Annotated in this window: 12 protein-coding genes; 4 read left to right on the forward strand and 8 right to left on the reverse strand. The window is 61.0% G+C overall.

Annotated features, from left to right (window positions below):
• Positions 1–18 precede the first annotated feature (18 nt).
• From ispE to A0251_RS09765, 3 genes are read right to left on the reverse strand one after another with little or no spacing between them, the layout of a single operon-like run.
• Positions 19–927, reverse strand: coding sequence for a 4-(cytidine 5'-diphospho)-2-C-methyl-D-erythritol kinase (ispE, locus tag A0251_RS09755; protein ID WP_062816654.1), 909 nt, complete (start codon positions 925–927; stop codon positions 19–21).
• Positions 924–1,508 (reverse strand): lipoprotein insertase outer membrane protein LolB, encoded by a 585-nt coding sequence (gene lolB / locus A0251_RS09760; RefSeq protein ID WP_082810831.1) that lies wholly within the window; start codon positions 1,506–1,508, stop codon positions 924–926. Before lolB ends, ispE begins: the two co-directional genes overlap by 4 nt.
• Positions 1,505–3,208: a tetratricopeptide repeat protein gene (locus A0251_RS09765; protein WP_062816656.1), complete on the reverse strand. Its 1,704-nt coding sequence runs from the start codon at positions 3,206–3,208 to the stop codon at positions 1,505–1,507. Before A0251_RS09765 ends, lolB begins: the two co-directional genes overlap by 4 nt.
• Before the next feature lie 271 nt (positions 3,209–3,479).
• Here A0251_RS09765 and hemA point away from each other — a divergent pair, with 271 nt between their 5' ends.
• The 4 genes from hemA (at position 3,480) to A0251_RS09785 (ending at position 7,573) form a co-directional block, all read left to right on the forward strand.
• Complete coding sequence (gene hemA / locus A0251_RS09770; protein ID WP_062816657.1) at positions 3,480–4,751, forward strand: glutamyl-tRNA reductase; 1,272 nt, start codon at positions 3,480–3,482, stop codon at positions 4,749–4,751.
• 17 nt (positions 4,752–4,768) lie between these two features.
• The gene (gene prfA / locus A0251_RS09775) at positions 4,769–5,854 is read left to right on the forward strand and encodes a peptide chain release factor 1 (RefSeq protein ID WP_062816658.1); all 1,086 of its coding nucleotides are present in this window, start codon (positions 4,769–4,771) and stop codon (positions 5,852–5,854) included.
• 1 nt (position 5,855) lies between these two features.
• On the forward strand, positions 5,856–6,692 hold the full coding sequence (prmC, locus tag A0251_RS09780) for a peptide chain release factor N(5)-glutamine methyltransferase (RefSeq protein ID WP_062816659.1): 837 nt from the start codon (positions 5,856–5,858) through the stop codon (positions 6,690–6,692).
• A gap of 122 nt (positions 6,693–6,814) precedes the next feature.
• Positions 6,815–7,573, forward strand: a complete 759-nt coding sequence (locus A0251_RS09785) for a molybdopterin-synthase adenylyltransferase MoeB (RefSeq protein WP_062816660.1) — start codon at positions 6,815–6,817, stop codon at positions 7,571–7,573.
• A gap of 13 nt (positions 7,574–7,586) precedes the next feature.
• Here the strand turns inward: A0251_RS09785 and A0251_RS09790 are convergent, their stop codons facing one another.
• The 5 genes from A0251_RS09790 to gatA form a co-directional block, all read right to left on the reverse strand.
• Complete coding sequence (locus A0251_RS09790) at positions 7,587–7,769, reverse strand: hypothetical protein (RefSeq protein WP_062816661.1); 183 nt, start codon at positions 7,767–7,769, stop codon at positions 7,587–7,589.
• Between the two features lie 129 nt (positions 7,770–7,898).
• The gene (locus A0251_RS09795; protein WP_062816662.1) at positions 7,899–8,684 is read right to left on the reverse strand and encodes a cyclic nucleotide-binding domain-containing protein; all 786 of its coding nucleotides are present in this window, start codon (positions 8,682–8,684) and stop codon (positions 7,899–7,901) included.
• 136 nt (positions 8,685–8,820) lie between these two features.
• Positions 8,821–9,639, reverse strand: a complete 819-nt coding sequence (locus A0251_RS09800) for a crotonase/enoyl-CoA hydratase family protein (RefSeq protein WP_062816663.1) — start codon at positions 9,637–9,639, stop codon at positions 8,821–8,823.
• A gap of 110 nt (positions 9,640–9,749) precedes the next feature.
• Complete coding sequence (gatB, locus tag A0251_RS09805) at positions 9,750–11,189, reverse strand: Asp-tRNA(Asn)/Glu-tRNA(Gln) amidotransferase subunit GatB (RefSeq protein WP_062816664.1); 1,440 nt, start codon at positions 11,187–11,189, stop codon at positions 9,750–9,752.
• Positions 11,186–12,646, reverse strand: a complete 1,461-nt coding sequence (gene gatA / locus A0251_RS09810) for an Asp-tRNA(Asn)/Glu-tRNA(Gln) amidotransferase subunit GatA (protein WP_062816835.1) — start codon at positions 12,644–12,646, stop codon at positions 11,186–11,188. Before gatA ends, gatB begins: the two co-directional genes overlap by 4 nt.
• Positions 12,647–12,654 lie beyond the last annotated feature (8 nt).

Raw genomic sequence — 12,654 nt, forward strand, 5'->3', positions numbered from 1 at the left:
CTCGGTCTCAGGTCTGCACTATTTACTCGTTTGTGCAGAGTTGCCTGAATTCTGTGTCTCTCGAAACTTCGCCAGTGTCTCTCCCAGTGTCTGGTGGAGAGGAGAAGTATTACAGCTTCGAGCGACGAAACCTGTCCAGTGTTGTGGCAACTGTTGCAGCAAATGCTGCCCCTGTTGCGGTCCGGTGAGGCGTGCAAAACAACAAGCGCCGGTGCCGGTCATACGGGCATTTCCCGTATGCTGCCTGAGCCAGTGAAGCAACTCCCCGATTTGCGGAAATTGCCGTATTGCTGCCGCTTCACAGTCATTGCGAAAGTCGCGGGTCAGCACCACCTCAAGCGAGGCCGGTAATTTACTGACGGGGGTATCCCTTGTCAATTGCCGGTCGCCGAAAATTCGAGCAGTTGACACATGAATTCCCGGGTGAATGACCAAAAAATCATCGTTCGGCAGTGAAACCGGGGTGATTTGCTCTCCGACGCCTTCCGCCCAGGCGCTTTTGCCACGGACAAAGACCGGCACATCCGCCCCCAGTGATAACCCCAGTTCCGCCAGGGTGTCCTCGGGCAGATTCAGGCCCCACAGGGCATTGAGCCCCAGCAGGGTAGTGGCAGCATCAGAGGAGCCGCCGCCAACGCCGCCGCCCATAGGAAGGTGTTTTTCCAGGCGGATGCGAGCCCCGGAGTGGCAGCCGGCATGGGTCTGCAGGAGCCGGGCCGCGCGCAGTATCAGATTGCTGTCGTCGCTGGGAACCTCCGGGTGGTCGCATTCCAGGGTCAGGGAGTCAGCCGGGGTGAAATGCAGGGTGTCTCCCTGGTCGAGCAGCGCGAACAGGGTTTGCAGCTCATGGTAACCGTCCGGTCGACGACCCGTGATGTGCAGGAACAGGTTGAGTTTGCCGGGAGCCGGGAGGGTGAGCATGGTCATTGTCGGGGGCCGGGCTGCCAGTCCTTGATCAGCAGGGTGAAGCGGTTGCCGTTCTGTCTGGCCTTGATGCGATAAGGCAGCGTCACTCCGGCCACCGGCTGATAGCGGTCGAACTCCAGGCTCCAGCCCAGCTGTTGCAGGGTTTGCAGATGGCCGCTTTGGTCATAGTCGGCCTCGCCGCGGGCGCCAGGCCAGGGCAGGCCCCGAGCCCAGTACTGCAGGGCGGAGACCGGGAGCCAGAAGCCGGTCAGGTGCCAGGCCAGTTCACCGGGGCTGCGGGCCTGGTATTGTTCCTTGGCCGTAATCAGTTCGGCCCGGCCACTGTCCCAGCGCAGGTCGGCGCTACCAAAACCCAGGGGGCCGGAAAAGCGGATCTGGCCGCGATTGGGCTGCTGGGTCCAGTCGAAGGAGGCGCTGCCGCCGTCATTGGCGGTTCGGTAGCCGAGCTTGCCACTCATGGCCCAGCGGTCGATCTGGTCGGGATGGTCAAAGGTGGCTGAGGGAGTGGGGCGCAGCTGACAGGCACTCACCGTCAGGGCCATCAGTGCCAGGGTGAGGATTCGCATGGGGCTGAGGATCACAGGCGAGCTCCGAATTTTTCCATGACTTCACGGATATGGGGGGCGTCCGGATTGCTTTGCAGGGTATCGCGCCATACCTGGCGGGCCTGATTCTGGGCACCCAGTACCCAGAGAACCTCACCGTAATGGGCGGCAACCTCCGGGTCAGGGAATTTTTCGTAGGCCCGGCGCAAATAGTCGCGGGCCGCTTCCAGTTCACCGCGCTTGTAAAGCACCCAGCCCATGGAGTCCAGGATGGCCGGATCATTCGGCCGTAATGCCAGCGCTCGGGAAATATAGTCGTAGGCCTCGTCCAGGCGCTGGGTGCGGTTGGCCAGGGTGTAGCCCAAAGCGTTGAGTGCGCTGGCATCATCCGGTGAGATGGATAGCACCCGTCGCAGGTCGCGTTCCAGTTTTGCCAGATCGCCGGTTTTCTCTGCGATCATGGCCCGGCTGTAGAGGAGCTCGGTATTGTCCGGTTCTGCCTCGACGGCCTGGTCGAGCAGGATCAGCGCCCCCTGGGGATCCCCCCTATCGTTGCGCATTTCTGCTTCAGTGATAGTAAGACTGGTGCTCAGCTCCGGGTGCTGTCTGGCCAGGCTGGCCATCAGGGCGCTTGCCTGGTCGCTGTTGCCCTGCTGGTAGAGCAGGCGCGCGGCCTGGACATTGGCACGGACCGCCTGGGCACCCTGCACTTTCAGGTAATGATCCACGGCCCGGTCCAGATCCTGTGCCTGCTCGGCGGCCTGTCCCAGGTAGAGATGCATGTCATCCGGCCGGTAGTTCTGCGCCAACAGGGCCTGCAGTTGCCCCCGGGCGGCATCGCTGGCTCCGGCTTCCAGGGCCAGCAGCGCCAGGGAAAAGCGCAGATCCAGATCTTCCGGGTATTGCTCCGCCATGCGGACCAGCTGTTTCTCGGCGTTATCCGTATCGCCGGTGGCCAGCAACATGCGGATATAGGTAATGCGGGGGCGTCGCGCCTGGGGATATTTGCGAACCAGTTTCTTCAGGTGCCGCAGGGCCTGTTTTTCTTCCCCCAATTTGTGCAGCAGCTGGGCCTTGAGCAGAAGGGCTTCTTCATGCCGGGGCATCAGGTCCAGGGCCCGTTCATCCGCCTCTAGGGCGCCCGCGTAATCGTTCTGGTGCTCGAGCCAGAGGGCGCGGGCGTACCACAGCGGGGCCTGATCCGGGTACCGGTCGGTGAGCTGGGCCAGCGCCTCGACCAGCTGCCGGTTACCCTGGGCATCCAGTCCGCGGGCCTGGCTGACCAGCCTGCCCAGCGCTTCACCGCCATGTTCGCCTAACAACATGTCCAGGTAGCGGCTCGCGGCGGGGATGTTTCCCAGGCGGATTTCCGAAAGGATCGCCAGTTGCAGGGCTTCTTCGTCCGCCGGAGCCTGTTCCAGCCATAGCTCGCTGAGGGCCAGGGCCTGTTGATGGTCTTCCAGGTAATGGGCCAGTTGGGCCGCCTGGCTGATCACTTGTGGGTCCCCGGTGCTACGGGCCGCCTGGCTGTAATAGGCCAGTGTCACGCCCAGGGACTGGCGCTGGGCGGCCACTTCCGCCACCAGCAGGTCGGAAAGGGTCTCGCTGTCATAGCTCGGTGCGGGCGGATTGGCCGCAGGAGGCTGTGACTCGGCAGCTGTCGGGGCCGGTGTCTTGCTGGCGCAGCCGTTAAGTAACAGGACGCCGCAAAGTGGCAGAAAAAGGAATCGCGTCATTAAAGGGGGTATGCCTGTTTTATGGTCCGGGTATCATGGCACAGCGATCCGGGATTGCCCAAACGGATAAGCGGTTCCTATGCCATTGATTCGCCGGGCCATCATTGTTTTGGGGGGCGCTTTAACGCAAAATGCCTGACCCTTGCGTGGCCTGTTTTCACCGGGCTATTGCCTTCCGACGAATGTGGCGGACAGAGAGTTCCATGAACTGTCGACATGCGTATAAACCGGTGAGGAAAGTGGCCCGGGTCTGCTGCGGGCACGAGAGTCTATGAATCTAGTCGCTGTTGGCGTAAATCACACCACCGCGGATGTGGAGTTACGTGAACGTCTGGCGTTCTCCACGCAGCAGGCGGAAGCGGCGCTGGCCAGCCTGCGAGACATGCCCGGGGTCCGTGAAGCGGCCCTGCTTTCCACCTGTAACCGCACCGAGTTGTACTGTCTGGTGGATGAGACGGTGCCGGATTTTGCTGCCTGGCTGGCGCACAGTCGCCACTTGCCGGTAGATAAACTGGTGTCCGCGCTCTATCAGCACCAGGGCGAGCAGGCGCTTGAGCATATGATGCGGGTGGCTGGCGGCCTGGATTCGCTGGTGCTGGGCGAGCCACAGATTCTCGGGCAGATGCGTGAAGCCTATGCCCGTGCCCATGAAGCCGGGTTGCTCAATGGCGAACTCTCCCGGTTGTTCCAGGAAGTGTTCTCGGTGGCCAAGCGCATTCGTACAGAAACCGGTATTGGTGCCAACCCGGTTTCTGTGGCCTATGCGGCCGTGTCCTTTGCCCGCCATATCTTTGCCGATCTGAAGAAAAGCCGCGCCCTGCTGATCGGGGCAGGGGAAATGATCGAGCTGGTAGCCCGTCACCTGAATGAGCAGCAGGTCAGCGAAATCACCATCGCCAACCGTACCCAGCAGCGCGCTGCGGAGCTGGCGGCCAGCGTCGGCGGACGGGGCATCAGTCTGGAAGAACTACCGGTGGCCCTGGAACGGGCGGATATCCTGATTTCCTGTACGGCGGCGCCGCTGCCCATTCTGGGTAAGGGAATGGTGGAGCGGGCGCTGAAGAAGCGCCGCCACAAGCCCATGTTCATGGTGGATATTGCCGTGCCCCGGGATATCGAACCGGAAGTGGGGGAGCTGGATGACGTCTACCTGTACACGGTGGATCACCTGCAGGAAGCCATTCAGGAAAATGTCCGTGCCCGCCAGCAGGCAGCTCAGGAAGCCGCCGAGCTGATCCGTGATGCCATCGTTCGCCACCGACGCCAGCGTCGCGAACTGGATGCAGTGACCGTGTTGCGCGAGTATCGGCAGCAGCATACGGCTCTGGCTGAGAACGAGCTGGAAAAAGCCCTGCAACAACTGCAGAACGGCGGGGACCCGGAGCAGGTCCTGCGCAAGTTTCAGCATTCCCTGGTCAACAAATGGCTGCACACCCCCAGTGTGACCCTGCGCAAGTTGGCAGCGGAGGGCCGAGCGGAGTCATTACTGTTGGCCCGGGAGCTGCTCCTTGATGATCCGGACAGTCCGTCCGAACCGAAATAAATCCCTTTGAGGGTCCTATGAAAGCGTCTTTGCAAGGCAAGCTGGAAAAGCTGGCTGACCGTTTTGAGGAATTGTCCGGTCTGTTGTCGGACCCGGAGATTATTGGCAACCAGAAGAAGTTTCGTGACCTTTCCCGGGAGTATGCGGAAATTGACCCGGTGGTGAAGTGTTACCGGGATTACTTGAAGGCCGCCGCCAATCTGGAAGCGGCCAGGGCCATGCAGGATGACAGCGATCCGGACATGCGTGAAATGGGCCAGGAAGAAGCCCGTGACGCGACGGCAACGATGGATGCCCTGGCCGGTGAGCTGCAGAAGTTGATGTTGCCCAAGGATCCCCGCGACGGAGCCAATGTGTTTCTTGAGGTGCGCGCCGGCACCGGCGGTGACGAGGCCGCCATTTTTGCCGGTGACCTGTTCCGCATGTACAGCAAATATGCGGAGCAGAATGGCTGGAAAGTGGAGTTGGTCAGTGCCAGTGAAGGGGAGCACGGCGGCTACAAGGAGGTGATTGCCCGGGTCATCGGCGATGGGGTCTATTCCCGCTTCAAGTTTGAATCCGGCGCCCACCGGGTGCAGCGGGTGCCAGCCACGGAATCCCAGGGGCGTATCCACACCTCTGCCTGCACGGTGGCCATCATGGCCGAAGCCGAGGACCTGGGAGATATCCAGATCCGCAACGAAGACCTGCGCATCGACACCTACCGGTCCTCCGGTGCTGGCGGTCAGCACGTGAACACCACCGACTCTGCGGTGCGTATTACCCACCTGCCCACCGGCGTGGTGGTGGAATGTCAGGATGAGCGCAGCCAGCACAAGAACAAGGCCAAGGCCATGAGCTTGCTCGGCGCCCGACTCTACGATGCCCAGCAGAATGCCGCCCATGCGGAACAGGCGGCGGAGCGCAAATCCCTGGTGGGGTCCGGTGACCGTTCCGAGCGTATTCGCACCTACAACTATCCCCAGGGCCGGGTAAGCGACCATCGCATCAATCTGACGCTTTACCGGCTCGGTGAAATCATGGAAGGGGATCTGGATGAGTTGCTGGGTGCCTTGATGTCCGAACACCAGGCGGACCTGCTGGCGACCCTGGGCGACAGCTAGGATGCGCATTGATGCGGCCCTGCGCCAGGCAAGGGAGCGGCTGGCATCGTCCCCCAGCCCGGACCTGGATGCCCAGGTGCTGCTCTGCCATGTGCTGGCGCGCCCGCGCAGCTATCTGTTTACCTGGCCGGAACGGGAACTGGAGGCGCACCAGCAGCAGAGCTTTCTGGCGTTGCTGGCACGGCGGGAACGGGGCGAACCGGTGGCTCACCTGACCGGCGAGCGGGAATTTTTTGGCCGCAATTTCAGCGTTACCCCTGACACTCTGATCCCTCGACCGGATACCGAAACCCTGGTGGAGTTGGCTCTGAAACTGGGGCCTGCGGGCCCGGCCCGGGTGGTGGACCTGGGCACGGGAACCGGTGCCATCGGCGTGACTCTGGCCCTGGAGCGTCCCCAGTGGCAGGTGACCCTGACCGACCTGAGTGCGGCGGCCCTGTCCGTGGCCGGGGGCAATGCCCGCCAGCTGGGTGCGCAGGTGACCTTGCAACAGGGAAGCTGGCTGGAGGATTGCCGGGGACCTTTCGATGTGATTGTCAGCAACCCTCCCTACATTGATCCGGCGGATCATCATCTCGATGAGGGAGATGTGCGCTTTGAGCCTCGCTCTGCGTTGGTGGCGGATCAGCGAGGCCTGGCGGACCTGGCCACCATTATCACCCAGTCCGCGGCCCGTCTGGTTGCCGGTGGCTGGCTGCTGCTGGAACATGGCTACCAGCAGGGTGCGCAGGTGCGTGCGCTGATGGAGGCAGGACGTTTCGACGGGGTGCGCACCGAGCGTGACCTGGGCGGCAATGAGCGGGTGACGGTGGGAAGGCAGTTAATAGTTAATAATTAAGAGTTAATAGCGAAAACCCGAAAATCAAACCGTAGGGTGCACTGAGCTCAAGCGAACTGCACCATCGAATCTCAATGTTTTGCGTGCAAGCGTGAAGCGTGTTGTGTGCCAGCGAGACAGCCATGCTTAACGACGATCAGCTACTTCGCTACAGCCGCCAGTTGATGGTGGAGGAATTTGATCTGGCCGGTCAGGAAGCCCTGGCGTCAGCGCGGGTGTTGGTGGTGGGCTGTGGCGGGCTGGCCAATCCGGCGGGTTTGTATCTGGCGGGCGCCGGGGTCGGTGAACTGGTGCTGGTGGATGATGACGTGGTGGAACCGAGCAACCTGCATCGGCAGGTGGCGTTCCGTGATGAGGATACGGGTCGGCCCAAGGCCGAGGCCCTGAAGGCACATTTGCTGGCGCTGAATCCGGAGATTGCGATCCAGGCCCATAGGCTGCGAGCCGATACGCACTGGCTGGATCGGCAGGTGGCCGAGGCCAGTGTGGTGCTGGACTGCACGGATAATTTTGCAACGCGTCAGCGTATCAATGAGGCCTGTGTGGCTCACCGGAGGCCGCTGGTGAGTGGTGCTGCCATCCGCATGGACGGTCAGTTGGCGGTGTTTGACCTGCGCCAACCGGGCAGTGCCTGCTACGCCTGTGTCTACGGGGAGGGCTCGGACGGTGATCTGGCGTGCAGCCAGGCGGGTATCCTGGGGCCGGTGGTGGGCATCATCGGCACGCTGCAGGCGTTGGCGGCCATACAGGTGCTGCTGGGGACATCCCTGCCTGCCACCCTGCGGCTGTTCGATGGCCGCACGCTATCCTGGCGGGAGATGCGTTTTCAGCGAGATCCCGCTTGTCCGGTCTGCTCCTCCCGCCAGATCCCTCCGGCGTGATACGCCAATAGCCTCATTGCCCCTGGGGGCGCGCAGGCTCATCGTCCTGAGCCGGCGCGGAATCCTGGGACAGGGTCTGTTCCGGCGCCATGTTCAGGGTCGGGTTGCTGGTCTCGGGGTCCGGGTCAGACAAGAAATAGACGGCCACCAGAATCAGTAGGCAGAGAATGATGGCTATGGAAAGGATGTGTCGCATGGTCCTGGCCTCCCTGGCTGAGCACAAAGGTCGACCCTGCGAGAAGGTGTTCAGGCCAACCTCCTTACTGCCAATATAGGCCCCTTTGCCGAGGGGGACAATGCACCTGACTGGGCCAGGCAGCGGCACTCACGCGGACAGCTGGACCACCTGATTATTGAGATCGGTGATTTGCCGGGCCATATCGGTAAGCAGGCTGTGAATCATGCCGGGATTGGTGCGGATCAGGTTTTTAAACTGGTGCTTGGGCACCTTGACCACGGAGCACCGGTGTTTGGCGCGCACCGTAGCACTGCGCGGGGAATGGGTGAGAAGGGCAATGGCGCCCAGCACTTCCCCTTCACTGACATGGCCGACCACAACGTCGTCTACCAGCACATCTGCCTGACCCTCGAACAGACTGAACACGTAATCCGCCGGTTCACCCTGGCGGATAATCACGTCACCGGGCTCGAAATAGGCAAACCCGGTGGTGGTATGGCTTTCTTCCGGGACATGGGCCGCGAGCAGGCGTAGCAGCATGGCCTGCTGGATGGTGAGAATACGGGTCCACAGCCGCGCCAGCCGCTCGTCGGCGAGGACGGTTTCGACCAGTTTCACGGTGGGGTAAGCGGCCAGCAGCACGGCACTTTCCGCGTAGTAGGTCACTTCGTCGTTGCCGGCGGCATCGGGCAGAATCATGTCCCCCTCATCCCAGGTAAACAATTTGCGTTCCTGACAGCGCATGCCCAGCATGCCGCCTTTCACGACGTAGGTGGTGTCAGCACACATGCCTTGCTTGAAGGCATTGTCTGTGGGTGCCAGAGGGAAGGACTGGGGTTGCAGTGGTAGCTGACCGATGAAGTCATCGACCAGGCGTTTGTACATGCGGGTCAGAGCGGAAAAGCCGCCACTGGCTTCGGCCACGGAAATCATGCAGTGCCTCAACAAACTCGTATTTTCGCCTGAGTATGCAGCAAGTTGAGGCTACGAAACAGGGCTGAGTTGTCAGGTGCCGGGGGTGCCGGTCGGGGGGCAGGTGTCCCTGTCTTGCCCCCACCGGTATGGGGTATCAGTAGTCCCGTTCCCGCGGACCAAATTGCGGAGCTTCCTTTTTCTGTCCCGCCTGGAGGGCGCGACGATAGTTCTTGCCGCGTAGCAGCTTGAACTGAAGTTTGCTTTCCGTATCGAATGCCTGGGTTTCCGGCACGTTCCAGGTTTGCTGGAACAGGGCCTTGGCAGCGCTGATGCCATCCGGGGAGCGAGTCTTGATCGCCTCGGCCAGTTGCTCCGCTTCCGCCAGCGGGTCTTCAGCCACCCGGGTGACCAGATTCAGGGCTTTGGCCTCTTCGCCCTTGAACAGGCGACCGGTCATGGTCAGTTCCTTGGCCACATCCATGGGAACCAGTTCGCGCAGGGTGACACTGCCGGTCATATCCGGGATCAGCCCCCACTTGATTTCCATGATCGACATTTCACAGTCCGGCGTGCTGATCCGAAAATCCGCGGCCAGGGCGATCTGCATGCCGCCGCCGTAGCAGTAACCGTGCAGCACCGTGATGACCGGAATGGGCAGCTCTCGCCAGCACCAGCAGACTTCCTGGAACAGGTTGGTTTTCTTTACGCCGTATTTGGTGAAGCCTTTCAGCAATTTCAGTGGCTGCTTCATGACGGTGCCGAAATCCAGCCCGGCACAGAACGCCTTGCCTGCGCCCTGCATGATCACCACGCGCAGGCTCTTGTCTTTGCGTACGGCTTTGGCAGCTTCCACCAGACCTTCCATCATGGCGAAATCCAGGCCGTTGTATTTTTCAGCGCGGCTCAGCGTGACATAGGCGATGTCGTTTTTCTTTTCCAGGGTGACGCGGTTCTGGAAGGTTTGAGTGGTCATGGAGCACCTCGGGTGGATACCTGTGCTGCAGGAGCCATGCTCGCATGGCGAACACCCGAAGGGGGTGCGAGCAGATTCGCCATGCAAGCATGGCTCCTACGGATAGGGTGTTATTGGAGTTTCTCTCGCAGCAGTTGATTCAGTTGCTGCGGATTCGCCTTGCCCTGTGTCGCTTTCATTGCCTGGCCCACAAAGAAACCGATTTTTTTCTTTTTCTTGGCATCATCAGAGTTGCGGTAATCCTCAACCTGGGGCGCGTTATTGGCGATGATGTCATCGACAATTTTTTCCAGCTCACCGCTGTCGCTCATCTGTTTGAGGCCCTTGGCCTCAATGATGGTATCCGGGTCACCTTCGCCGGCCCAGCAGGCTTCAAAGACCTGCTTGGCAATCTTGGAACTGATGGTGCCGTCTTTCAGTCGGGCAATCAGCTGGCCCAGTTGCTCGGCGCTGACCGGACTGTCGCTGATATCTTTGTCTTCCGCGTTCAACCTGGCGGCCAGTTCGCCCATCACCCAGTTGGCTGCCAGCTTGGCGTCACCGCCGGCCTTGGCGGCACCTTCAAAGAAGGTGGCAGTGGCGATGGAGCCGGATAGCAGATCCGCGTCGTACTCGGACAGCTGATAGTCGTCCATGAACCGTGCCTTGCGCGCATTGGGCAGTTCCGGCATGGCCGCTTTCAGTGCTTCCAGGTCCGCATCGGTGATAGCCACCGGTAGCAGATCCGGGCAGGGGAAATAACGGTAATCGTTGGCGTCTTCCTTGCTGCGCATGGAGCGTGCGGTGTGGGTGTCGCCGTTGTACAAACGGGTTTCCTGCACAATCTCGCCGCCGTCTTCCAGCACATCAATTTGCCGTTCCACTTCCAGCTTGATGGCCCGTTCCATAAAACGGAAGGAATTCAGGTTTTTGGTTTCGGTGCGGGTGCCCAGTTCATCACCGGGCTTGCGAATAGATACGTTTACATCGAAACGCATGTTGCCCTGGGACATGTCGCCATCACAGATACCGATGGAGGTGACAATCGCATGGAGTTTGCGGGCAAAGGCCACCGCTTCTTCGGCGTTGGACATATCCGGTTCCGTGACCACTTCGATCAGCGGCGTACCGGCCCGGTTCAGGTCGATGCCGGTCATGCCATGGAAGTCTTCATGTAAAGATTTTCCGGCGTCTTCTTCCAGGTGCGCATGATGAATGCGCACGGTTTTTTTCTCACCGTTTTCCAGCTGGATTTCTACCTCGCCGGCACCCACGATGGGCTCGGCCAGCTGGGTGGTTTGATAGCCTTTCGGAAGATCCGGATAAAAATAATTTTTCCGTTCAAACACACTGTGACGGCAGATATCTGCGTTGATGGCCAGACCAAATAGCGCCGCTTTGCGCACTGCTTCCTTGTTCACCACCGGCAGGGTGCCGGGCATGCCCAGATCCACCAGCGATGCTTGGGTGTTCGGCTCGGCACCGGTGGACAGTTTGCTGCCGGAGAACAGTTTGCTGACGGTGTTGAGCTGGACGTGAATTTCCAGACCGATCACGACTTCCCAACTCATTGCTCACCTCCAAAAAACGGAGCCTGTTTATGCCAGTCGGTGGCCTGCTGATACTTGTGCGCCACGTTGAGGATCTGACCTTCGCGGAAATAGTTACCGATGATCTGTGTGCCGGTGGGCAGGCCGTTGATAAAGCCGGTGGGCATGGACAGGGCCGGCAGGCCGGCCAGGTTAACCCCGATGGTGAAGACGTCGGCCATGTACATGCTTACCGGATCGTCTTTCTTGGCGCCCAGTTTGAAGGCGGTTTCCGGGGCGGTGGGGCCCATCAACACATCGACTTTTTCGAAGGCGCGTGCAAAGTCGTCACGGATCAGGCGGCGGACCTGTTGGGCGCGACGGTAATAGGCGTCGTAGTAGCCGGCGGACAGGGCGTAAGCGCCGACCAGAATGCGGCGCTTAACCTCATCACCGAACCCTTCTGAACGGGAGCGTTTGTACAGGTCTTCCAGATCTTTCGGGTCGTCACAGCGATGGCCGAACCGCACGCCGTCGAAGCGGCTCAAGTTGGAGCTGGCTTCCGCCGGGGCGATCACATAGTAGGCCGGTACCGACAGTTTGACGCTGGGCAGTGATACCGAGACCACCTTGGCGCCCAGTTTTTCCAGTTCGCGAATGGCGTCGCGGCTGTTGTCGGCGATGGCGCCGTCCAGGGTGTCCGGGAAAAATTCTTCCGGGATACCGATGGTCAGGCCACGGATGTCGTTGTTCAGGGCGCCGAGATAATCATCCACCTTTTCATTAAGGCTGGTGGAATCACGATGGTCGTGACCGGCCATGGCCTGCAGCATCAGCGCGCAGTCTTCTGCACTCTGGGCCATGGGGCCGGCCTGATCCAGGCTGGAGGCAAAGGCAATCATGCCCCAGCGGGAAACGCGTCCGTAGGTGGGTTTGAGGCCGGTAATGTTGTTTAGGGCCGCCGGCTGGCGGATCGAGCCGCCGGTGTCGGTGCCAGTGGCGCCGGGGGCCAGACGGGCACCGAGACAGGCCGCCGCACCGCCGGAGGAGCCGCCGGGGACCCGTTCCAGGTCCCAGGGGTTCTTCACCGGGCCGTAGTAGCTGGTTTCGTTGGAGGAGCCCATGGCGAACTCGTCCATGTTGGTCTTGCCCAGCATGACGGCACCTTCGGCGGCCATCTTTTCCACCACGGTGGCGGTGTAGGGGGCAATAAAGGAATCCAGCATCTTCGAGCCGCAGCTGGTGCGCACGCCCTCGGTGCAGAAGATATCCTTGTGGGCGATGGGCAGGCCGGTGAGGAGGGCAGTATTGCCGGCGGCAATGGCCTGATCAGCGGCATCGGCCTGGGCCAGGGCCTGCTCGGCGGTCACGGTAATGAAACTGTTGAGTTCACTGTCGTGTTGCTGGATGCGGGCCAGGAAATGCTCGGTGAGCTCCCGGGAGGAGAAGTCCCCGGCAGCCAGACCGGCCTTGAGTTCTGTCAGTGTCTTGTTGTGCATGGCGTTGC

Origin of the sequence: Alcanivorax sp. NBRC 102024, assembly GCF_001602235.1 — a bacterium.
Taxonomy (GTDB): Bacteria; Pseudomonadota; Gammaproteobacteria; order Pseudomonadales; family Alcanivoracaceae; genus Alcanivorax.